The organism is Sandarakinorhabdus sp., from assembly GCF_031422795.1.
Taxonomy (GTDB): Bacteria; Pseudomonadota; Alphaproteobacteria; order Sphingomonadales; family Sphingomonadaceae; genus Sandarakinorhabdus.
Window position 1 is genome coordinate 1 of sequence record NZ_JANPML010000006.1, and the last position, 22,353, is coordinate 22,353.

20 protein-coding genes and 1 pseudogene are annotated in these 22,353 nt (G+C 65.5%); 10 read left to right on the forward strand and 11 right to left on the reverse strand.

Annotated elements, in window-relative coordinates:
- Together RMO81_RS00305 and RMO81_RS00310 are read right to left on the reverse strand one after the other, a co-directional pair.
- Positions 1 to 252: pseudogene (locus tag RMO81_RS00305) on the reverse strand (amidohydrolase); the annotation flags it as partial.
- A gap of 57 nt (positions 253 to 309) precedes the next feature.
- Positions 310 to 2,145: a DUF885 domain-containing protein gene (locus tag RMO81_RS00310; protein WP_310473728.1), complete on the reverse strand. Its 1,836-nt coding sequence runs from the start codon at positions 2,143 to 2,145 to the stop codon at positions 310 to 312.
- Between the two features lie 100 nt (positions 2,146 to 2,245).
- Here RMO81_RS00310 and RMO81_RS00315 point away from each other — a divergent pair, with 100 nt between their 5' ends.
- The 5 genes from RMO81_RS00315 (at position 2,246) to RMO81_RS00335 (ending at position 6,411) form a co-directional block, all read left to right on the forward strand.
- Positions 2,246 to 2,527, forward strand: a complete 282-nt coding sequence (locus RMO81_RS00315) for a DUF167 domain-containing protein (RefSeq protein ID WP_310473729.1) — start codon at positions 2,246 to 2,248, stop codon at positions 2,525 to 2,527.
- Positions 2,528 to 2,573: 46 nt separating this feature from the next.
- The gene (locus RMO81_RS00320) at positions 2,574 to 3,890 is read left to right on the forward strand and encodes an AmpG family muropeptide MFS transporter (protein ID WP_310473730.1); all 1,317 of its coding nucleotides are present in this window, start codon (positions 2,574 to 2,576) and stop codon (positions 3,888 to 3,890) included.
- An 89-nt stretch (positions 3,891 to 3,979) separates the two neighbouring features.
- Entirely contained in the window at positions 3,980 to 4,822 is an 843-nt protein-coding gene (locus RMO81_RS00325; protein WP_310473731.1) for a GNAT family N-acyltransferase, read from the forward strand.
- 65 nt (positions 4,823 to 4,887) lie between these two features.
- Complete coding sequence (locus RMO81_RS00330) at positions 4,888 to 5,748, forward strand: c-type cytochrome (protein WP_310473732.1); 861 nt, start codon at positions 4,888 to 4,890, stop codon at positions 5,746 to 5,748.
- 9 nt (positions 5,749 to 5,757) lie between these two features.
- Positions 5,758 to 6,411, forward strand: a complete 654-nt coding sequence (locus RMO81_RS00335) for a DsbA family oxidoreductase (protein WP_310473733.1) — start codon at positions 5,758 to 5,760, stop codon at positions 6,409 to 6,411.
- A 250-nt stretch (positions 6,412 to 6,661) separates the two neighbouring features.
- Here the strand turns inward: RMO81_RS00335 and RMO81_RS00340 are convergent, their stop codons facing one another.
- Positions 6,662 to 9,460, reverse strand: a complete 2,799-nt coding sequence (locus RMO81_RS00340; RefSeq protein WP_310473734.1) for a pitrilysin family protein — start codon at positions 9,458 to 9,460, stop codon at positions 6,662 to 6,664.
- Positions 9,461 to 9,522: 62 nt separating this feature from the next.
- On the opposite strand from RMO81_RS00340, the gene RMO81_RS00345 reads away from it, so the two are divergent.
- Positions 9,523 to 11,193: a M28 family peptidase gene (locus tag RMO81_RS00345; protein WP_310473735.1), complete on the forward strand. Its 1,671-nt coding sequence runs from the start codon at positions 9,523 to 9,525 to the stop codon at positions 11,191 to 11,193.
- A gap of 128 nt (positions 11,194 to 11,321) precedes the next feature.
- On the opposite strand, the gene RMO81_RS00350 is transcribed toward RMO81_RS00345, so the two are convergent.
- The gene (locus RMO81_RS00350) at positions 11,322 to 12,035 is read right to left on the reverse strand and encodes a PEPxxWA-CTERM sorting domain-containing protein (RefSeq protein WP_310473736.1); all 714 of its coding nucleotides are present in this window, start codon (positions 12,033 to 12,035) and stop codon (positions 11,322 to 11,324) included.
- Positions 12,036 to 12,191: 156 nt separating this feature from the next.
- Here RMO81_RS00350 and RMO81_RS00355 point away from each other — a divergent pair, with 156 nt between their 5' ends.
- Together RMO81_RS00355 and RMO81_RS00360 are read left to right on the forward strand one after the other, a co-directional pair.
- Positions 12,192 to 12,758 (forward strand): ECF-type sigma factor, encoded by a 567-nt coding sequence (locus RMO81_RS00355; RefSeq protein ID WP_310473737.1) that lies wholly within the window; start codon positions 12,192 to 12,194, stop codon positions 12,756 to 12,758.
- On the forward strand, positions 12,751 to 15,045 hold the full coding sequence (locus RMO81_RS00360; protein WP_310473738.1) for a serine/threonine-protein kinase: 2,295 nt from the start codon (positions 12,751 to 12,753) through the stop codon (positions 15,043 to 15,045). The genes RMO81_RS00355 and RMO81_RS00360 overlap by 8 nt, the downstream gene beginning before the upstream one ends.
- 28 nt (positions 15,046 to 15,073) lie before the next feature.
- Here RMO81_RS00360 and RMO81_RS00365 read toward each other — a convergent pair whose 3' ends face one another.
- The 4 genes from RMO81_RS00365 to RMO81_RS00380 form a co-directional block, all read right to left on the reverse strand.
- Entirely contained in the window at positions 15,074 to 16,138 is a 1,065-nt protein-coding gene (locus RMO81_RS00365) for a 5-(carboxyamino)imidazole ribonucleotide synthase (protein ID WP_310473739.1), read from the reverse strand.
- Complete coding sequence (purE, locus tag RMO81_RS00370; protein WP_310473740.1) at positions 16,138 to 16,641, reverse strand: 5-(carboxyamino)imidazole ribonucleotide mutase; 504 nt, start codon at positions 16,639 to 16,641, stop codon at positions 16,138 to 16,140. The genes RMO81_RS00365 and purE overlap by 1 nt, the downstream gene beginning before the upstream one ends.
- A 104-nt stretch (positions 16,642 to 16,745) precedes the next feature.
- Positions 16,746 to 17,327, reverse strand: a complete 582-nt coding sequence (locus tag RMO81_RS00375; protein WP_310473741.1) for a TetR/AcrR family transcriptional regulator — start codon at positions 17,325 to 17,327, stop codon at positions 16,746 to 16,748.
- A gap of 140 nt (positions 17,328 to 17,467) precedes the next feature.
- Positions 17,468 to 17,842: a DUF4345 family protein gene (locus RMO81_RS00380; protein WP_310473742.1), complete on the reverse strand. Its 375-nt coding sequence runs from the start codon at positions 17,840 to 17,842 to the stop codon at positions 17,468 to 17,470.
- Positions 17,843 to 17,941: 99 nt separating this feature from the next.
- On the opposite strand from RMO81_RS00380, the gene RMO81_RS00385 reads away from it, so the two are divergent.
- On the forward strand, positions 17,942 to 18,991 hold the full coding sequence (locus RMO81_RS00385) for an MBL fold metallo-hydrolase (RefSeq protein ID WP_310473743.1): 1,050 nt from the start codon (positions 17,942 to 17,944) through the stop codon (positions 18,989 to 18,991).
- Between the two features lie 2 nt (positions 18,992 to 18,993).
- On the opposite strand, the gene RMO81_RS00390 is transcribed toward RMO81_RS00385, so the two are convergent.
- From RMO81_RS00390 to RMO81_RS00400, 3 genes are read right to left on the reverse strand one after another with little or no spacing between them, the layout of a single operon-like run.
- Positions 18,994 to 19,647 carry a DsbA family protein gene (locus RMO81_RS00390; RefSeq protein WP_310473744.1) on the reverse strand — a complete coding sequence of 218 codons (654 nt, stop codon included), beginning with the start codon at positions 19,645 to 19,647 and terminating at the stop codon, positions 18,994 to 18,996.
- Positions 19,647 to 20,552 carry a haloalkane dehalogenase gene (locus RMO81_RS00395; protein WP_310473745.1) on the reverse strand — a complete coding sequence of 302 codons (906 nt, stop codon included), beginning with the start codon at positions 20,550 to 20,552 and terminating at the stop codon, positions 19,647 to 19,649. The genes RMO81_RS00390 and RMO81_RS00395 overlap by 1 nt, the downstream gene beginning before the upstream one ends.
- Positions 20,527 to 21,837 (reverse strand): MFS transporter, encoded by a 1,311-nt coding sequence (locus RMO81_RS00400; protein WP_310473746.1) that lies wholly within the window; start codon positions 21,835 to 21,837, stop codon positions 20,527 to 20,529. Before RMO81_RS00400 ends, RMO81_RS00395 begins: the two co-directional genes overlap by 26 nt.
- A 91-nt stretch (positions 21,838 to 21,928) precedes the next feature.
- Between RMO81_RS00400 and RMO81_RS00405 the strand changes: the two genes are divergently transcribed.
- Positions 21,929 to 22,353: aldehyde dehydrogenase family protein (locus RMO81_RS00405; protein ID WP_310473747.1), on the forward strand; the 425-nt coding region annotated here is incomplete at its 3' end.

Sequence of the window (22,353 nt, forward strand, 5' to 3'; positions counted from 1 at the left end):
CGTGGGAATGCCGGCCACGCCGCGCGTCACCGTGAAACCGTTCTTCTCAAGGATGCCGGTGAGGTAAGCGCTGGTCCGCACCTCCTGAAAGCCCGGCTCGGCATAACTGAACACCTGGTCGATCATGTTGGCCAGTTCGCCAGCGCGCGCGTCCACGATGGCGGCGGCAGCGTCCTTCAGCGGTGCCGGCGCAGCGGCAAAGGCCGGTGCGGCAGACGCCAACAGGCTGGCGGCGAGCAGTTTGCGGATCATGTCAGTCCCCCGTTTGAACGGAGGCTACGCTATCCGCCCAGCCCGCCGCCGTAAACCTCAGCCTTTGCGGGCGGCGATCCAATCATCCACGCGCCGCTCCATGATCGACAGCGGTTGCGAACCCGATGCGATCAGCAAGTCGTGGAAGCCCTTGATGTCAAACTTCGGCCCCAGCGCCTTTTCGGCCTTGGCGCGCACTTCCATGATCTTCAGCATGCCGATCTTGTAGCCGGTGGCCTGGCCCGGCAGCGTGATGTAGCGGCGCACTTCCGAACGCGCCATTTCGGGCGGCGCGCGGCCGGTTTCGCCCAGATATTTCACTGCCTCGTCCTCGCTCCAGCCCTTGGCGTGCAGGCCGGTATCCACCACCAGACGGGCGGCGCGGAACAATTCGGCATCCAGCCGCATGAAATCCGCCGCGATGTCGGGGAAGACCTTCATTTCGGCGCACATCCGTTCGGCATAAAGGCCCCAGCCCTCGCCAAAGGCGACATAACCGGTGACGGCGCGGAATTTGGGGCCGCCCGTCTGGCGCACCTGGATATCGCCCTGCATGTTGTGACCCGGCACGGCCTCGTGACACATCAATGTGTAAAGCGACGCCGGGTCCTTTTCGGTGCCGACCAGGTGAACATAAGTGCGAGCCGGGCGCTTGCCATCCGGGCTGGGCGCGCTGGCATGGGCGGCGCCGCCGGCCACTTCGCTGAACGCCGGTTCGCGCACCACTTCGATGCCATAGGCCGGCACGGTGCCGAAATACGGCCCCAACTGGCTGCGGACATGGCCAACAAAGCGATTGGCTTCCTGCAAATAGGCCGCGCGCGACGCATCATCATAGGGCTTGTCGGGGAACAATTTGGCGCGCTGCACATAAAAGGCGTGGCGGTCCTTCACGCCGGCGGCCCGTGCCAGCGCGTCCTGCTCGGCTTCGATCCGCGCGACTTCCGATCGGCCGATCTGGTGGATCTGCTCTGCCGTCAGATCGGTCGTGGTGTTGAGCTTCAGTTCGTTGGCATAATAGGCAGCGCCGTTCGGCAGCGAGCCCGCGCCAACCCGGCCCGATGGCGCGCTGGCCAGGCTGGCCGTCGCCCAATCGATCACCCGGCCATAGGCGGGCTTCAGATCGGCGATGGCGGAGCGGGCTTGCGCCAGCAAGGCATCCGCCTCGGCGCGCGGCAGGGTGCCGGCGCTGACGAGCTTTTCGGTCTTGGCCTTCACATCGGCCCAAAGCGCGGCATCCGGGCCCCCAGTTTCATTGGCGCCAAACGGCGCACCGCTGGTCAATTTGGCGGCGCCGACGATGATATTTTCCATCTGGAATTTCGGCGCGCGGATGCCAGCCTTTTCGCTGGCGCGGGTGCGCTCCAACCCCAGATCAAGCTGGGCAGGCAAGCCCTTCAGGCGGGCGATATAGTTTTTCAGGTCGGCAGCATCGGCCACCGTGTGCGTGTTGATCAGGAAATCCGGCAGCTGGCTGTGCAGCGAATACAGCCGCGAATAAAACGGCGGGCGATAGATGCGATTGGCATTGCCCAGCGCGGCACGTTCCGCCTCCAGCGCCCAAATGTCGTAATTCACCTGCCCCTCACCCGACAGTTTGGCGCGATCGATGCTGGCCGTCATCCGGCCCACGCTGGCCTGCCGCCACTTCACCTGGGCGTCGGACACGGCATCGCTGATGTCGTTCCACTTGTCGCTGCCGGCCTTGATGCCCAGCCGTGTGGCGAGCTGCGGCTGCGATTTCACCCAATCGGCAAATTCCGCGTCCAGAAACGCCGTCAGCCGTGCATCCTCGGTCTGGACAACAGACGCAGCAGCGGCCTGCGCCATGGCGGGCAGCACCGGCAAGGCAAAGGCGCTGAGCAGCACGGCGATACGAGTGGTGAATTTCATCTAGGGAGCCTCCTCTTGATTGCACCGGTCTAAAGGCCGACCGCCGCAGCGGAAAGGGTCAATGTTGACAGCCCGGCCCCGGGTGCGCCCTGCTGCTGCCATGGCCCGTAAACCCGCCCTGCCCGATGCTGCCGACCTGCGCGCGCTGGCCGATGCGCAACACTGCCTGTCGCTGCGGGTCACGCCCAACGCCAGCGCCGACGCGATGTCCATCAATGACTGCGTGGTGCAGGTGCGGGTGACAGCAACGCCCGAAGCCGGCAAGGCCAATGCCGCCGTGCTGGCGCTGTTGGCACGCGCGCTGGGCGTGCCGAAATCGTCCCTCTCCATCGTGCGCGGCGAAACCGGGCGGGACAAGCGGTTGCAACTGCCGCCCGCCTGATGCCTGCCCATTGACAGGCCGCACCCTGCCGCCAAGGGTGTGCCGCATGGCCACAACAGTTTCCGGCAACCGCTCCCTCACCGCTGCCATCAAACCCTATTTCGAAGCCGGGCCGCTGGGCGCGCTGGCGCTCGGCATGGCATCGGGCACGCCCTATGCGATGATCGCTGCCACGCTCACCACGCGGCTGGCGGAAAGCGGCATCGAGAAAAAATCGGTGACGGCCTTTGGGCTGGCCCTGCTGGTGTACAGTTTCAAGCCGCTGTGGGCGCCAGCGGTGGACCGGGTGCGCATCCCCGTGCTGGCCAGCCTGATCGGCCAGCGGCGGGCTTGGCTGGTGGTATCCATCATCATGGCCAGCGCCGCCATCACCTGGCTCGGCCTGCTCGATCCCACTGCCGATCTGGCGCTGTTTGCGGCAGCCGCCGTGGCGGTGGGCTTTGCCGGGGCGACGCTGGATATCGTGATTGATGCCATCCGCATCGAATGGCTGCGGGTGGACCAGATGGGCGCTGGCAGCGGCATGACGCAATATGGCTGGCGCATGGGCAGCTATCTGGCTGGCGCTGGCGCGCTGCTGCTGGCGGCGCAGGGCAGCTGGGCGCTGGCCTATGCCAGTGCGGTGCTGTTGTTTGCGCCATCGCTGATCGCGGCTGCCGTGCTGGGCGAACCCAAACGGCCACCGGCACCGCAATCCGGCAAGGGTCTGGCCGCCGCCATTCAAGACAGCATCATCGCTCCGCTGGCCGATTTTCTCACCCGCAAGGGCGCGTGGATCGTGCTGGCCTTCGTGCTTGTCCACAAGATTGGCGACACGGTGTGCCAGCTTTCGGTGCGGCTGTTTTACAATGATCTGGGCTTCACCAAGGCAGAAGTCGCCTTCTACGATGTGTCGTTGGGCTTGTTCGGTTATCTGGGCGGCGTGTTCCTTGGCGGCCTGATCTACAAACGCATCGGGCTGGCCGCATCGGTGTTCCTGTCGCTTGTGCTGATGGCGGTTTCCAACGCCGCCTATGCCGGGCTGGCCATCGTGGGCCATGATGTGTGGATGCTGGCGCTGGTGCAGGGCTTTGAAAATCTGGCCAGCGGCATCGGCGGCGTTACCGTGGGGGCGTGGCTGGCGCTGCTGTGTGATCGGCGCTTTACCGCCACGCAATTCGCGCTGCTGTCATCGGCGGCGGCGATCTTGGGCCGCGCCTTTTCCTCCGGTACGGCCGGCGCGCTGATCGAAAGCCTGGGTTATGTCGATTTCTACTGGCTCACCACGCTGCTGGCGTTGCCGGGCGTGCTGATCTTTGCGTGGCTGTGGCGCGCCGGGCTGGTGGTGGCCGACGATACGGCTGAAACTGCAACAGGCGTGTAACCTGCCCGCCACGCTGCTGTCACGGCTTGGCAATGGCACTGTAACGCGAGGTCGCTAAACCAGCATCAACCAGTGGAGCTCACCGCACCATGTCGCTTGCCCTTGACGTTCGCGCCACCGAATTGCCGGCTGCCCTGCTCGCCCACGCTGCGCCGATCCACCGCGCCGGCCTGCTGGAAGTGCGGCTGGCCGCGAGCGAAGCTGAAATCATTGCCGCCCAGGCCCTGCGCTACGAAATCTTCTACGACGAGATGGGCGCGCTGCCGACACCGGCCATGGCCCGCCAGCGCCGTGACATCGATGCCTATGACATGGTGTGCGATCATCTGCTGGTGATCGATCACGCCAATGCGCTGCGGCCGCGCGTGGTCGGCACTTATCGCCTGCTGCGGCAGGACGTGGCGCAGGCCAATGGCGGCTTTTATTCCGCTGGCGAATATGATCTGTCGGCGCTGATCGGGCAGAGCGCGCCGGGCCGCCAGCTGCTGGAACTCGGTCGCAGCTGCGTCGCCCCGGAATGGCGCACCAGCGCCACCATTTCGCTGCTGTGGCGCGGCATCGCCACCTATCTGGCGCAGCACGGCATCGGCCATCTGTTTGGCTGCGCGTCGCTGCACGGCGCCGATCCGCCGCTGCACGCGGCGGAACTGTCATACCTCTATCACCACCATCTCGCCCCGGCAGAACTGCGCGCCACCGCGTTGCTGCCGCACCGGGCAGAAATGAACCGCCTCGATCCGGCTGCCATCGATACCCGCGCCGCCGCCCGCGCGCTGCCGCCGCTGCTCAAGGGCTATTTGCGGGTGGGTGCGATGGTGGGCGATGGCGGCTTTGTCGATCACCAGTTCAACACCGTCGATGTGTTCGTGGTGATGCCGGTCGATCGCATCACCAGCCGCTATGCGGAGCGGTTTGGGGCCGCCAACGATTGAGAGTTTTTTGCTCCGCCTGCCTGCGCTAACAATGGCGCATGCATTGGCGCTTTCCTCTTCTGGCCTTGGCTACCATCGTTTGCATTGCCGCGGCTGATCCGGCCACGCCGCCGCCCGAATCCGCCATCCCTGCCGGCCCTGACGGTGACGCGATCAGGCGCGGGCTGGCCATCATCACCGATACCCGCACCGCCGCACCCCAATATGCCGGCAATGATCTCAGGTGCGCCAATTGCCATCTGGATGCCGGGCGCACGGCTGGTGCCGCGCCGCTGTGGGCTGCGTTCGGCAATTTCCCGGTCTGGCGCGACAAGAACCGCCGCATGAACAGCTTTGAAAAACGCGTGCAGGATTGTTTCATCTATTCGATCAACGGCACGCCGCCGCCACTGGGCGGCGAAGTGCTGCTGGCGGTGAGCGCCTATGCCGGCTGGCTGGCGCAAGGCCAGCGCATCGGCGTGTCACCACCGGGGCGCGGCTTCCCGGCCATCGCGCCGCCGCCGTTGCCGCCCAGCGATGCGCGCGGGAAAGCGGTGTTTATCGAGGTCTGCGCCGCCTGCCACGGCGAAGATGGCCAGGGCCTGAAGGATGGCGAGAGCATCGTGAACCCGCCCTTGTGGGGCAAGGCCAGCTACAACTGGGGCGCCGGCATGGCCCAGGTCGACAAGGCCGCCGCCTTCATCCGCGCCAACATGCCGGTGGGCAACGCCGGCACGCTTTCCGTGCAGCAGGCGTGGGATGTCGCCTGGTATATCGACGGCCAGACCCGCCCGCAGGATCCGCGCTTTGCCGGAAACCTGCCCGCCACCCGCGCCGAACATCACAACCGGGCGTGGAGCCGTTACGCCACCAAGGTCGCCGGCCGCACACTGGGCGACCCCGCCACCACCCCGCCGCACCACGTGCCGCCCGGCCATGACTTCTAGGAGCCGCTGATGACCACTCCGCTTCGCATCGATTTCGTCTCCGATATCGTCTGCCCGTGGTGCGTGATTGGCCTCAAAAACCTCGAACAGGCGCTGGCCGAATTGGGCGACGACGTGACGCCGGACTGGCATTTCCACCCGTTCGAACTGAACCCGCAAATGCCCCCGGAAGGCGAAAACAGCGCCGAGCATGTGGCGCGCAAATATGGCCGCTCCGCCGAAGAAGGCGCTCAGGCGCGCGGCCACATCAAGCAGATGGGCGAAAACCTCGGCTTCACCTTCAAGGGCGGGCCGGATTCAATGATCTGGAACACCTTCGACTGCCACCGCCTGCTGCACTGGGCCGAAAAAGCCGGAAAAGCCCACGCGCTGAAAATGGCCCTGTTCGAAGCCCACTTCACCCGCGCGCAGCCGCTGAACGACCCCGAAACCCTGATCCGCGCCGCCGTGTCTGCCGGCCTCGACACCGTCGCCGCCCGCGAGGTCCTCGCCTCAGGCCGCTATACCGACGAAGTGCGCGCGACCGAAGCCTGGTGGCGCGATGAACAGGACATCACGGCCGTCCCCGCCATCATCTTCAACGGGAAATATGCGATCATGGGCGGCCAGCCGCCGGCGACGTTTGCGAAGGTGATCCGGCGGATTTTGGCCGGCGAAATTTAAGACGGGCCTCCGGCGGGCAGGGACTCGTCCCTGCACCCGTTCGATTAGGTGCAGCCCTGACACACCAAGCGCGCGTCATGCTGACGCAGGCCAGCATCCACTGTGCCGCTCAAAGCTAATGTCCGGTTCCTGGCACGACAATGGATGCTGGCCTGCGCCAGCATGACCGTTGGCGGGAATGAAGGCCGCCCAAATCAAACGGGTGCAGGGGCCTCGCCCCTGCCCGCCGGAGGCCCTCTTCCTTCCAACCTTACGGCGCTGCTCGCACCTCCACCGGCAGCCCCAGCGCGTTCAGCTGCGGTTCCACCTTGGCGCGGTCACCCACCACGATCCACAGCAGCTTGTCTGTATCGAACAACTGCACCGCGCGGTTCAGATCGGCCGTGGTCAGCGCGCCCAGCCGGCGGGCGGCGGTGACGTAGTAATCGTCGGGCCGGCCCAGCAGCTGGTTGCGTTCCATGGCCGACAGGAAGGCGCTGCCGCGTTCGAATTCGCCGGGCAGGGCCAGCACCGAGTTGGCGATGGTGCGGCCGCGTTCTTCGGCGGTGATCGGCTTGGCCGCCTTGATCGCGGCGATATCGGCTTGGATGGCCTTGATGCTGTCGGCGGTGCGGTCGGTCTGCACCGGGGCATAGATCAGGCTGGTCAGCTGGCCCTTGCCGTCGGTGAGGCCGGCATAGGCACCATAGGCCCAGTTCTTCTCCTCGCGGATATCGGTGGTGATGCGGCTGGTGGAAAGCCCGCCCAGCACATCGGCCGCAGCGCGTTCGGCAATCAGATCCTGGCTGCCGGTGATCGGCAACAGCGCGCCGGCCAGGATCAGGCTTTGCGGGCTGTTGGGGCGATCAACCAGGATGATGCGCGCTGGTTGCGGCGCAGCGGGGGCAGCGTCGGTCACCGTGCCGGCGGCGACCAATGCATCGGCCTGCCATTTGCCGAATTGCGCGTCCAGCAGCGGTTTGAGTTCGGCTGCCGTGATGTCGCCGGCGACGAACAGCGTGGCGCGATCCGGGCGGATCCAGCGTTTGTGCCAGGCCACCAGCGCATCGCGGGTGAGGGCCTTCAGGCTTTCGGCGGTGCCCAGGCCGCTGGGGGGCGCGCCATAGGGATGGTTCGGGCCATAAAGCGCCGGTGACAGGATGCGCTGGGCAATGCCCACCGGGTTGCTGGCTTCCTGTTGCAGGGCGGTGAGCATCTGGCCACGCACCCGTTCGATCTCGGCCGGCGGATAATCCGGGCGCTGCACGATATCGGCAAACAGCGCCAGCGACGCGCCAAGGTTGGATTTGAGCGCATCCAGCGACAGGCGGGTGCGGTCCATGCCCGGCGAAGCGCCAATGCCGGCGCCCAGCCGTTCGCGCAGCTCGGCAATCTGCGGGCCATTCATGCCCGCGGCGCCTTCGTCCATCAGGTTCAACGCCAGCGACTGGATGCCGAGCGAACCGCGCTCGTCCGCCGCCATGCCGCCTTCGACACTGAGCAGCATCCGCACCAGCGGCACCGTGGTGCGGCGGGCGAGTTCCACCTTCAGGCCATTGGCGAGCGTGAAACGCTCGATCGCCGGCCACTGCAGCAAGGGTGGCTGGCCCACGGCCGGTTCGGCCATGCGGGCCGTGCCTTTCGCAGGCGCAGCGACTGCCGCCACTTTCGGCGGCGGCGGCACCTCTTCGGCGGCGGGGCGCTCACCGGGCAGCACGGTCTGCACATAGGCGCTTGCCGTCAGCCATCGCTGCGCTGCGGCCTGCACATCGGCGGGCGCGGCATTGGCATACCAGCCCAATTCCGTGCGATATTGTTCGGGATTGCCGGCATAAACCAAGCCTTCGGCCAGCGCGGCCGCCTTGCCACCGCCGCCGCCCACGGCTTCCAGCCCACGGATGGTGCCGGCGACATTGCGGGTCGCGACCCGGCCGACTTCGTCGGCACTTGGGCCGTTAGCGATGAAATCGGCCAGCGCCTGTTTCACCACGGCTTCGACGGCTTCGGGCTTCACGCCGGGGGCCAGTGTCACCTCGATCTCGGCCATGCTCACCTTCTCGAACGCCTGCACACCGCCGCTCACTGAAACGGCGAGTTTCTTCGTCCGCACCAGTTCATTGTAGAGCCGCGACGACGATCCGCCGGCCAGCACGGTCAGCGCCACATCGGTGAGCACAGCGGCGCGTTCATTGCGCCCCGGCACCGGCCAGTGCAGCGACACGCGCGGCGTCGGCACCTTGTCATACAGCGTCTCGCGGCGTTCCTGAGTCCAGCGCGGCACCGGCGCATCAAGGCGCTTCACCGCCGGCCCGCGCGCGATGGCGCCGAAATATTTCTCCACCAACGGCTTGGCGGTGGCCGCATCAATATCGCCGGCCAGCACCAGCCCGGCGTTGTTCGGCCCGTAATTGGCGCGGAACCAGCTTTGCACATCGGCAAGGCTCGCCCCATTCAGATCGGCCATCGAACCGATGCTGTCGTGCTGATAGGGATGGCCTTCCGGAAACAGCGCCTTCAGCGTGGCATAGCCGGTCAGGCCAAAAGGCTGGTTGTCGCCCTGGCGTTTTTCGTTCTGCACCACGCCGCGCTGCGCATCCAGCTTGGCCTGTGTCACCGCGCCAAGCAGCCAGCCCATGCGATCAGATTCCAGGAACAGTGCCAGATCGAGCGCCTGGGTCGGCACATTTTCAAAATAGTTGGTGCGGTCGAACCAGGTGGTGCCGTTGGCATCGGTGGCGCCCACATCCTCCAGCTTCTTGAAGAACACCCCGTCGTTGTTCTCGCTGCCATAAAACATCAGATGTTCGAACAGATGGGCAAAGCCGGTCTTGCCACGGGGCTCGTCCTTGGAACCGATGTGATACCACACACTCACCGCCACGATCGGCGCCTTGCGATCAGTGTGGACAATCACCCGCAGGCCATTGGGCAGGGTGAACTGTTCGTAGGGAAGCTGCACCTGGCTCACCAACGCAGCGATGCTGGCGGGGGCAGCTGCGGGTGCTTGCGCCAGCGCCGGCTGAACCAGCATGGTTGCGGCAGCCAGCGCCAGCAGGAGCTTGCGGATCATCGACAAAACCTCACTCAATCTTGCAGTTTGCACAGGCTTAGCCTGCCTGATACGCAACGCCAATGACCAAGCACGCGCTCCTCGCCCTTACCGCCCTGCCGCTCATCGCCGCAGCCGCTCCCGCACCCAAGGCCGATCCGGCAAAGGACCCATTGGCCGCGTCGTTCCGCGCCCATGTCGCCTTTCTTGCCGATGATCTGCTGGAAGGCCGCGGCATCGGCACGCAGGGCCACGAGATTGCCGCCAATTACATCGCCCAGCATTTCGCCCGCCTTGGCCTGCAGCCAGCGGGGGATAACGGAACCTGGTTCCAGCGCGTGAACTTTGCCGAAAGCCGTTTTGCCAGCGAGCGCGAGACAGCGGTGATCGAAACCGCCGCCGGCAAGACGATCACACTGGAAAACGGCATCGGCCTGGTGCTGGCGCCCGGCGACATCGCCGGCCCGGAAAGCATCAGCGGCGAAATGGTGTTCGTCGGCTTTGGCCTTCAGGACAAATCCCAGGGCATCGATGATTTCGCCGGCCATGATCTGAAGGGCAAATATGCCGTGGTGCTGTCGGGCGCACCCGATGGCATGAACAGCGAAATCGCGGCGCATCTGGCCCGCACCTCCAAGGGGATCGCGGCGCTGCAGGCGGGCGCTGTGGGCGTGATCACCGTGCGCACCCTGAAAGAAGCCGCCCGCCTGCCGTGGGATAAATTTTCGGCCCGTGCCCGCCTGCCGCGCCGCGTGCTGCTGGGTGCCGACGGCATGGCGCTGGGCGATGGCGCCGGCCTGAAGGTGCGTGCCAGCATCGACGATGTGGCCGCTGCGGCCATCTTTGCCGGTTCTGCCATGACCTTTGCCGATGTGCAGGCCGCCGCCGCCAGAACTGGAGCCAATGGGGGCGCAGTGAAGGGCTTCCCGCTGCAAGGCCGTTTCAAGATCAATCGCGCCACCAAGCTGGAACGCATCTCCAGCCCCAACGTGCTCGGCCTGCTGCCCGGCACCGACAAGACACTGGCCGCCGAGATCGTGGTGATTTCCGCCCACAGCGACCATGTCGGCACCAAGGCCAATGCCAAGCCGGGCGAAGACCGCATCTTCAACGGCGCCATGGACAATGCCAGCGGCACCGCCACGCTGATGGAAGCCGCCACCGCGCTGGTGAAGGCGCCGCCAAAACGATCGGTGCTGTTTCTGGCCACCACGGCAGAGGAATCCGGGCTGCTGGGTGCCGATTATTTCTCGCGTCAGCCCACGGTGGACATGAAACGCATCGTCGCCGACGTGAACATCGACATGCCGATCCTCACCTGCGATTTTGATGATGTCGTGGCTTTTGGCGGCGACCGTTCCACCATCGGCCCGGTGGTGGCCACGGCAGCCAAGGCGATGAAATTGGGCCTGTCGCCCGATCCGCAACCCGAAGAAGCGGTGTTCACACGGTCAGACCATTATCCCTTCGTGCGCAAGGGCGTGCCAAGCGTGTTCCTGAAGACCGGCTGGACCGATGCCAAGGGCGGCATGGCCTGCAAGGAAGCTGAACGCACCTTCCGCATCAACTCCTATCACGAAGTCTCTGACCAACTCGATCTGCCCTTCGACTGGGCGGCAGCCGCAAAATGGACCCGCCTCAATATCGGCGTCATCCGCGCCCTCGCCAACGGCCGCAGCGCGCCGCGCTGGTATGAAGGCGATTATTTCGGCACGGCCTTTGCGCCGGGCGCACCCAAGGCGGCAAAACGCTGACTCTTCCCTTCTCCCCTCCCCTTCAGGGGAGGGGTCGGGGGTGGGGATTTCGTGCAGAGGCCCCGTCAGCCGGTCTCGGCACGACCCCACCCCTGCCCCTCCCCTGAAGGGGAGGGGAAAGGCAAGGCTTACGCCGCCACGCTGCGCTGCCGCCGCGACATGCCGCCCACCAAGCCAAAGCCGGCAATCAGCATCGCCCAGCTTGCCGGCTCGGGAATGGCGCCGGTCGCAATGGGGCGCACTTCCAGTGCGAAATTGCTGATCCCAACCGGGTTCTGAGAAAGCGGATCACCATAGGTAAATCGCAGGCTTTGCGCCGTCCAGCCGCTGTTCACCGCAAAGGACGCAAACTCTGCGAGAGGCAGGTTGCCCGGCGAGCTGGCCGACCAGATATTCTGGTTGTTGGCATCGAACAGGTTGTAGTCGCCTTGAGCGAACGAGGCATTGCCGCGCCGCGAATCGAAACCGATCACCCGCGTTTCAAAGCCGGCCATGGGCGTGAAGGTGATCGTACCCAACACAGAAAGCGGCGAATTTTCGAAAAAGGCCGGCAGATAGGTGCCAAACAAAAACGCCGCTTGAAATCCAACCCCGTGAAAGGTGGGGCCGTCCACGCTGTGCCGCACGGCCAGTTGCGCGGTCGAACCGAAATCATAGCCGATGCGGTCGCCCGTTGCGGTGCACAGCCGGTCCACATTGCCGCGATCGGTGCCGGTGCATGCCGGTGTCGCCAACGGATCGGTTGGCGAAAGCCGCGGTGTGATCAAAATGCTGCTGGTGGCGGCCAGCGCCTGCCCCGCCGTGGCGGCCAGTGCGAATGCCAGAAGATACTTGATACTCATGATTGCTCGTCCCCTCACCCAAAATCACCAGCCCGCCCGAATTGGCGCACCGGCTCCCCTGATAAAGCGTGACGGCGCAGCAAACCGGGTCAGAGAAAATTTACACATTGTATTGAAACAGTTTCCCGGCATAACTTTGGCTTCGTGGGGGTAGCGATGGTTGTGCCGGCTTCTGAGGCGTTGATTGCGGCCTGGCGCGACGGCGATATTTCGGCTCGCGACGCGTTGCTTGTCCGCTTTGCTCCCGAACTCAAGGCCATCGCTTCGGCACAGCTGCGGCGTGAACGCGGCGTTTCGTTTTCGTCGGGTGATCTGGTCAACGATGCCATTCTCAAGCTGGTGCAGATGGGCCGCATCAGCCTGAACGACAAGGCGCACATGATGGCGCTCGCCGCCCGGCTGATGCGCCGCATCCTGATCGATCACGCCCGGATGCGCTCTACCGACAAGCGCGATCACATCCGCGTTGTGCTGAATGAAGAACTGGACGGTGAAAATGGTCCTGACCTGATTGCGCTCGAAACCGCGCTGATACGATTGGGTGCAATTGATGAAGGGCTGATGGCCTTGGTGGAAATGCGATATTTTGGTGGCATGGCAATGGGGGACATCGCCGAAGTGACCGGCCTTTCCGAAGCCACGCTGAAACGCCGCTGGCGCACGGCGCGCGCCTGGCTTGCCGACGCGCTGGACGCACAGGTGGCGATGGATCGCGATGAGTGACACCGGCACCGAACGCGCCGCACTGGCGCTGTTCGAAGAACTGATCGACATCCGCGAATCCGATCGCGACAGCTGGATTGCGGCACGCACGCTCGATCCCGCTGTGAAAGCCCGGCTGGCCGCCATGATCGCCGCCGACCGCATCAGCAGCCTGGGCACCGGCGCTGCCGCCATGACGGCGCTGGGCCCCGCACCCGAACGCATCGGTGCCTACCGCATCACCGGGCTGATCGGGCGCGGCGGCATGGGCGCGGTGTATCGCGCCACGCGTGACGTGGGCGATTTCGATCTGGATGTGGCGATCAAGATCATCAAGCCCGGCTTGCTTTCCGAACAGTTGGCAGTGCGGCTGGCGACTGAACGCCAGACGCTGGCCGGCATGAACCATCCCAATATCGCCCGCCTGTTCGATGGCGGCACGCTTGACGATGGCGCGCCCTATATCATCATGGAGCTGATTGACGGCCGGCCGGCAGATCGCTGGGCGAAGGACAAGGACACGCGCACCCGGGTGGCGCTGCTGATCACCGCCGCCCGCGCCGTCGCCCACGCCCACCAGCGGTTGATCATCCACCGCGACATCACCCCGGCCAATGTGTTGGTGACGCAAGATGGCACGCTGAAACTGATCGATTTCGGCATCGCCCGCGCTGCTGACGAGGCGACGACCACCGCCACCGACGTCTATGGCCTGGGCCGGCTAGCGACACGGCTGCTGCCTGAGCCTGAGCTCGAACTGGCCGCCATCATTGCGCGCGCCACCGCCGAAAATCCGGCAAGCCGCTATCCCACCGCCGATGCGCTGGCCGATGATCTGGCGGCCTGGGCCGATGGCCGGGTGGTGACGGCCATGAACGGCGGTCGGCGTTACGCCATTGCCAAGTTTGTTGGCCGCCACCGCTGGCAGGCTACGGCATCGGCCGGCGCGCTGGTGCTGCTGGTTGGCGCGCTGATCGCCGTGCTGATCGCCAACCGGCAAGCGCGCAGTGCCGAAGCCGACAGCGCCGCCCGTTTTCAGCAGACCCGCGCCGTCGCCAAGGCGCTGCTGTTCCCGGTGTATGACAAAGTGGCGCGCGTATCGGGCAGCACTGCGGCCAAGGCCGAGCTGGCACAGACCGGCCTTGCCTATCTCGATGCGCTGGCCGCCAGCCCGGATGCCCCCCACGATTTGAAAGTGGAGGCCGGGCGCGGCTTTGTGCGGCTGGCGGAAGTCACCGGCGGCGGCCAGGCCGGGCAATTGGGCCGTTATGCCGATGCCAATGCGCTGCTGGCGCGGGCTGAAACGCTGCTGGCGCCGGCCTATGCAGCACGGCCCGGAGATCTCGCCACCGTGCTGGCCTTTGCCGCGCTGCGACTTGAACAGGCCGGCACCAATCTTTACAACAACAACGCCGCCGGGCCCGCCCGCGCACAGGCCAACGAAGCCGAGGCGGCGCTGCGCCCGCTCAGCACCCGCGATGCCGAATCCGCCACATTATACGCCACAGCGCTGCAAGCCGTGGGGGACAGCTATGGCTGGAACGACGATTATGCCGGGGCGTTTCCCCACCATGTCCGCGCAGAGGCGTTTCTGGCCGGCCTGCCGCCGGCGCTGGCCGGCGATGACCGGGTGCAGGGCGCGCGCAGCGGCAACCTGCGGCTGCTGGCCGAAGCCGCACACAAGACCGCCCATATCCCGGGGCGCGCTGCGCTGGCCCGGCAATCTCTGGAAAATGCTGTCGCCATCAATCGCACCCGGCTGGCACGCGAACCCGACGATCCGGGCCGGCTGCGCAAATTGGCCACTGCGCTATGGTATGCCGGCGTGGTGCACCGCACCAACAACCGATCGGTCGCGGCCGAAACCGCCAGCCGCGAGGCTGTGGCCGTGGGCCGGCGTTTGGTGGCGCGCGATGCGGCCGATGCCGGCGCCCTGCATTTGCTGGCGCTGACGGCGGAATTCCAGGCGCAATTGCTGGCCGATGCGGGCGACAAAGCCGGCAACGCCGCCATTGCCGCTGAAATGCTGGCAGCGCACGACCAGCTGGTTCGCCAGGCCGGCAGCGCGCCCGGCGCCCGCCGTTCCCGCGCGGCAAGCTTGCGGACGCAGGGCGGCAACCGCTGGAATCTGCGGGACACCGCCGGCGCCTGCCGGGCGTGGCGCGATGCGCTGGGCACGTATGATGCGCTGGCTGCCGCCAACCAGTTGAGCACGCTGGATGCCAACAACGCCCGCCCCGAATTGACCGGGCTGGTGCGCGATCTGTGCGACAGCGCCAACCCGAAGTGGCGCAAGGTCGATATCTGACCGATCTGCATGGCGGTGAAAAAGGCTGCTATTTCCCCAGCCGCGTGACATGGCCCATCTTGCGGCCGGGCCGGGCTTCGGCCTTGCCGTACAGATGCACATGCGCCGTCGGATCGGCCATCAGGCGCGGCCAGTCGGCCACATCATCGCCGATCAGATTGGTCATCTCGATCCGGGATGACATCAGCGTTGTCGGGCGCAACGGCAGGCCCACCACGGCGCGAACATGATTTTCAAACTGGCTGGTGGCGCTGCCTTCGATCGTCCAGTGGCCGCTGTTGTGCACGCGCGGCGCAATCTCATTGAAACGCGGGCCATCCTTGCAGGCAAAAAATTCCGCCGTCAGCACGCCGATATGGCCCAGTTTTTCCGCAACGGTGCGGGCCAGTTGCACCGCCTCAGCGGCTTGTGCGCGTACCAGGGCTGGCGGCGGCAGCGTGGAGGTGGCCAGGATGCCGCCCTTGTGCAGGTTCGCCGGCACCGGCCAATCAACAATGCTGCCATCCTGGCCGCGGCACAGGATCACGCTGAATTCATGGGCGAAATTCACAAAGCCTTCAAGGATTGCCGGCTGACCTTCAATGGCGGCCCACGCCGTGTCGGCGTCACTGGCCACCATGATCCGCGCCTGGCCCTTGCCGTCATAGCCAAAACGCCGGGTTTTCAGGATCGCCGGAAGGCCGACCTGCGCAATGGCTGCGTCCAGCGCGTCGCGGCTGTCGACCTGGGCCCAGGTCGCCGTGCGGCCGCCCAGCCATTCGACGAACTGTTTTTCCGCCATGCGGTCCTGCGCCACCTCAAGGCTGTGCGCGCCGGGGTGGACTGGCACATGCGCCGCCAGCTGCCGCACCGCCTCGCGGTCGACATTCTCCCATTCCAGCGTCACCACATCCACGGCGGCTGCAAAGGCCTTCAGCGCCGACGCATCGCCATAGTCGGCGCGAGTCAAAGCAGCAGCAACATCACCCGCTGGCGCATCTTCATCGGGCGCAAAAATATGACAACGATAGCCCAGCTCGGCTGCCGCCAGCGCCAGCATGCGGCCAAGCTGGCCGCCGCCCAAGATGCCGATGGTGGAACCGGGCTTGAGCATCAGGGCAGATCGTTCGACGGCGCCAGCGCCACCGCATCGGTTTGCGCCTGCCGCCACGCCGCCAGCCGCACGCCCAGCGCCGCATCGTTCAGCGCCAGGATGGCCGCCGCCTGCAGCGCCGCATTTACTGCACCAGCCTTGCCGATGGCAAAAGTGCCCACCGGCACACCAGCCGGCATCTGGACGATGGACAGCAAGCTGTCGATGCCTTTGAGCTGGCGGGATTCGACCGGTACGCCCAACACCGGCAGCGCCGTCATCGCGGCGGCCATTCCGGGCAGATGCGCCGCGCCGCCGGCACCGGCGATGATCACCTGCAGGCCGCGACCAGCCGCCGATCTGGCATAATCGAACAGGCGATCCGGCGTGCGATGGGCGGAAACGATACGGGTTTCGTGGGCGACACCCAAGGCGACCAACGTGTCAGAGGCATGCACCATCGTCTGCCAATCAGATTGGCTGCCCATGATGATGCCAACCAGCGGTGCCGCTTCGCTTGCCATGGCCGTCTCGCCCTCTTCGCCCGCATCCGGGACGCCGCAAAGCGCCACGCTTTAACCGCCAGCCCAAGCCGGCGCAAAGAAAATCAGCCAGTCGGTGCTGTCGATCAGGTCTTGGCAGCGAGCAGGGCCGTCACGGCCGCATTGATCACCTGAACGGAGCCGGCATGATCCAGCTGCTGGCGGTCACGCAAGCGGCCATAGGCTTCCAGGCTGAGCCACAGGTCCAATTGTTCGAACCACAGACGGTCGGCCCGAACATCTGGCGACACCGCGGTTTCCAGCCGGACCCGCAGCATCATGGTGAGGGCATCCAGCCCATGATTGAGCAGCGGCGAGCGCTGGCGGTGCATGTCGGCCGCCCGGCGATAGGGCAACACGGTTTCAAACATTTCCATGCGCCGGGTCATGGCCTCGTCCACCTGGCCTTGCCAGCTGTTGGCTTCATAGGGCCGGGAAAGATGCGTGTAGCGCCGGCCGATCCGATCGATGACGGCCACGTACAGCCCATCCATGTCGCCGAAATGGCGGAACACCGATCGCAGGCCCACCTTGGCGCGGGCAGCAATCGCCTCGGCACCGGGGATGCCCTGATCTTCATCCACCAGGGCGATCACGGCATTGATGATGCGATCCCGGCTCGCCACCGAGCGCAAGCGCCGACCATCAACCTCTGCTGCTTCCGGCACGCTTCATGCCCCCGATACCATTGGCATTCAGACTGCCATTGTCGCCCGCTCCATGCCACCCGCAAATCGCAAGATTTTGGTGCGATGCAGCATCGCGCGCGGCGGGCGGTGACGAAAGCGCGACCGGTTGAGCGCCAGCTTCAGCGCGCGAAGCTGCGCCGCGCCAGCAACAGGGCCGCGATCATCACGGCTTCGGCCACCATCGGCGGATAAGCGGTGGGCGAAGCGCCGTCCAGGGCCAGCGAAACCGCCCGGCCGACGATGGCGATGGTGAGCAACAGCAACGGCACGGCCAGGGCATCGCCATTCTTCTTGAGCGCGCCAATCAGGGCAAACACGCCGCCAGTGATGAAGAAGCCGGGGAAATCGGCACGCAGCGTCGCCAGCCCCTGGCTGCCCAGCGGCGACAGGAAGAATTGCCCGGCCAATTGCGCCGGATTGAGCAGGAAGCCCAGGCCAATGGCGATATTGAATACCCCGATCAAACCAATCACCACCCGCATCACGCCTGCCATATCCTGATCTCCCCAATATTGGCGGCCACCCTAGCAGGCCGGCGCGGGCTGAAAACCAATCTATTGTCACAAGGCCGGCCAGAAGATAGCTTCCGGTCCATGCGCCGTCTCCTGCTGCTCCTCCTGCTGATCCTTGCTGGCGCTGCCGGCCTGTGGTGGCAGCGCGCGCCACTGGGCGAAGCGCTGTATGGCCGCTTGGCCGAGAGCCGCGCCGGGCGCAATGCGCTGGCCAGCTATGGCGATGGCCTCACCCTGGTCTTCTGCGGCACCGGCTCGCCAGTGCCTGATCCGAACCGGGCCGAAGCCTGCCTTGCGGTCAAGGCCGGCAACACGCTGCTGCTTATTGATGCCGGCGATGGCGGGGTGCGCAAACTCGCCGGGCTGGGCGTGGCGCTCGACGGGCTTGATGGGGTGCTGCTAACGCATCTGCACAGCGATCATATCGAAGGCCTGGCCCCGGCGCTGTTGCTGCGTTGGGCCGGCGGTGCGGCCACCACGCCGTTGCCGCTGATCGGCCCGCCCGGTACCAGCGACGTGGCTGCCGGCTATAATCTCATGCTGAAGGCCGATGCCGGCTATCGCATCGCCCATCATGGCACCGCCATCGTGCCGCCGGGCGGCGGGCAGTTTGCCGGGCAGGATATGGCGCCCGGTGTAGTGTGGAACCGCGATGGCCTCGTCATCACCGCCTTTGCCGTCAACCACGCGCCGGTCGCGCCGGCTTATGGCTATCGCATCAGCTACAAGGATCGCACCGTGGTGGTGAGCGGCGACACCGCCGCCACGCCGGCCATGGCGCTGGCCGCCAGGGGCGCCGATGTGCTGGTACACGAAGCCCTGCAGCCGCGCTTGGTCGCCGCCATCACCCGCGGGCTGCGGGCCGCCAACCAACCGCGCACCGCGCAGATCACGCGCGACATCCTCACCTATCACGCCACGCCCGAACAGGCCGCGACCGCCGCTGCCCAGGCCGGCGTGCAGATGCTGATGCTCACCCACATCGTGCCGCAGGTGCCAAACCGCTTCTTCGAAGCAGCGTTCCTGGGTGACGCGCCGCAGCGTTTCAGCGGCCCGATCCGGATGGCCCGCGATGGCACGGTGCTGCACCTGCCGGCCGGCAACCGCGAAATCGTCGAAAAAGCGCTGTAGACTTAACGCGTCTGCAGCCCCTTCTGCTGCAACCGCCAAACCAGCTGATCAAAGCGGTCCTGGCCAAAGAAGGGCTCACCATCCAGCGCCATCAGCGGCACGCCATAATGGCCGGAAGCGCGCTGGGCGTCCTGATTGACTTCGATGGCGGCATGATAATGATCGGGGTTGGCAGCCAGCGCGGCATCGAGCGTGGCCAGATCGAGCCCGGCCCGCGCCGCGGCCTCTGCGAGATGATCACCTTCGTGCCAATCATCGACCGTGCCCGACCAGATGGTGTGGGAGACCTCACGAATGAATTCGAGGCCGCGCCCGGCTTCAGCTGCGGCAATGCCCAGCTTCGACAGGCGGTGGATGTGCGGTTGGTCGGGCGGATAAAGCCGGGTCGCCGGGTCCATCACCACCGGATCGGGCTTGGGCCAGCGATAGGGCATGCCAAGATAGTCGGCGGTGCGATAGGTGTCCTTCACCAGATACACCGCCCACAACGGATCGACCTTCAGGAAGAAATCCGCCTGCCGCACCGCAATCGGATAGACGATGCGCACGGTGCAGGCGACGTCGTGGCGCTCGACCAGCTCCACCACGCGCGGCAGCAGCAGGTAGGAATAGGGCGAACGGAACGACCAGAAGAGATCGAAGGACTGCATCACCATCAGCCCCGGTTGATGTGATCAAGGATGATGCGCACATATTCCTCTGGCGCATCTTCCTGGCAAAAGTGCCCGGCGCCCGGCACGATGCTGTGCGGTTGGCCCTTGGCGCCCGGCATTCGCTCGATGAAGATCTTCTCGCCGCCCGATGTCACGGCATCCTTGTCGGAGAAACAGGTGACCACCGGCTTGTCAAAACGGCTCAGCACCTCCCACGCCGCCTTGTTCTCGGCCACGCTGGCGTGTTCCGGCGTGATCGGCACCAGCGCCGGAAACTGGCGAGCGCCGGCCTTGAAGCCTTCGTTGGGGAACGGCGCATCATAGGCGGCGATTTCGGCCGGGCTCAGATCACGCGTGCAGCCGCCGTTGACGATGAAGCCGACCGGGAAGGTTTCCACCTTCTGCGAAAATTCCAGCCACGCCTTGAAGCCTTCTGACCAGCCGGTGCCGATCGGCAGCCCGGTGTTGGCGATGACCAGCCGGGCAAACCGCTCCGGGAAAGCCGCCACCAGGCGCAGGCCGATCAGCCCGCCCCAATCCTGGCAGAACATTGTGATATCGGTGAGGTCTGTCGCCGTCAGCCAGTCGCTCATCCATTCGACATGGCGTTCGAACGTGTAATCATTCCGATCAGCTGGCTTGTCGGATTTGCCGAAGCCGATCAGATCAGGCGCAACGACCCGGTGTCCGGCTGCGACCAACGGCGGCACGAACTTGCGGTAGAGGTAGCTCCAGCTTGGTTCGCCGTGCATCAGCAGCACTGGCGCGGCCTCGCGATTGCCTTCGTCGACATAATGCAGCCGCAGCGGCACGCCCGACGCGCGGTCGGTCAGGTCGTGATAGTGCGGTGCAAAGGGATAGTCGGTGAGCCCGGCAAACGCTTCATCCGGCGTGCGCAACACCTGCATCGGGAACATCCTTCTTCTGGGTTTCGCGGCCCAACGCCCGTGCGCCGAGCCAGAACAACAGCGCCGGCACCAAGCCGGCCCAGGCGGCAAAATACAGCACGATGCGCACCGACTGCGTCCCATATTCTGGCTTCAGCATATCCGACAGCGCACCAAACAATAGCGGGCCAAGGCCTAGCCCGATGAGATTCTGCGCAAACACCATCCACGCCGCCGCCATCGCCCGCGTGTCGGGCCGGGCCAGCACTTGGGCCGCGCCATAGGCCGGGCCGTAATAGGCCGAATTGGCGATGGTGGGCAGGATCATCAGCGCGATGGCCAGGCGCCAATCATTGATCTGATAGGCAGCAAACAAGATCGGTGCGACCAGCACCATCGCCACGGCCGGGAACGTCAGCATGTGGCGGCGATCCTTCGCGCCGAACCTGTCTGCAGCCCAGCCACCCAGCCAGGTGCCGAAGATGCCGGCAAGACCGATTGTCACACCAACATACAGCGCCGTCTGCCCAACCGAAAGGCCGTGGGTGCGCTGGAAATAGCTGAGTACCCACAGGCCCTTGCCATAAGACAGAAACGCCGTGAGCGATGCAGCGGCCAGAACCAGGCAATAGGCCCGCGACGACACCAGAAGCTTCAAGCTGGCCAGCATGGAAAGCCGCGGCGGCGTATCGGCCGGCGCTGCATCCGCCTGAGCGGCGACAATGCGCGGATCCTTCAGGAAAAACCACACGAACACGGCCAACAAAAGCCCCGGCAGGCCAACGACAAAGAACGCTGCCCGCCAGCCCAGCATTTGGGCCATCCCGCCACCAATCAACGTGCCCAATAATCCGCCGATGGGAATGCCCAGCCCGAAAAAGGCGATGCCGCTGGCGCGTTTTTCCGGCGGCAGACTATCGGCAATCAACGCGTGAGCAGTGGGCGTGCAGCCGGCTTCACCCACACCAACGCCGATGCGGGCGAGCAGCAACTGCCAGAAATTTTGCGCCATCCCGCACAGCGCCGTCATCACCGACCATGCGGCAACGAACACCGCGATCATGCGGCTGCGATTGATGCGGCCATTATCGGCCACGCGCGCAATCGGCACGCCCAACGTGGCATAAAACAGCGCAAACGCCAGCCCGCCCAAAGCGCCGATCTGCAAATCTGAAAGGTGCAGATCGCGGTTGATCGGTTCCATCAGGATGGCCACAATCTGCCGGTCAATGAAGTTGAAGATATAGACGACCAACAGCGTCCACAGCAGCAGCCGCGGATGCGGTGCGCCTTCCAGTTTCTCCATCCCCATCTCCCCAAACTTTTGTGCAGCCTGCCCGCACCGCTCTTGGCTGGCAAGCTGGTTCCATTAGAGAGGGGACAAGGAGATTCTCAGCATGACCGCTTATCCCGTCCGCCCTGCCCTGTTCATCGATGGCCACTGGTTGTCCGGCGAAGGCCGCGCCACGCATCAGGTGGTGAACCCGGCCACCGGCGACGTGCTGGCCGAACTGCCGTTGGCCACGACTGCGGATCTGGATGCAGCGCTGGATGCGGCGGCGCGCGGCTATCCGCTGTGGCGGGCCACCACCACCGACGAAAAGGCCGCTGTGCTCAGCGGCGCGGCGCGGCTGCTGCGCGAGCGCGTCGACGTCATCGCCGCCACCGCCACGCTGGAACAAGGCAAGCCGCTGGCCGAAGCCAAGGGCGAGCTGGCCTATACCGCTGCACTGGTAGATTTTTATGCCGGCGAAGTGCGCCGCAACTATGGCCGTGTCCTGCCCCGCCCAGCCGGGCAGCGCAGCCTGGTCGTCCACGAACC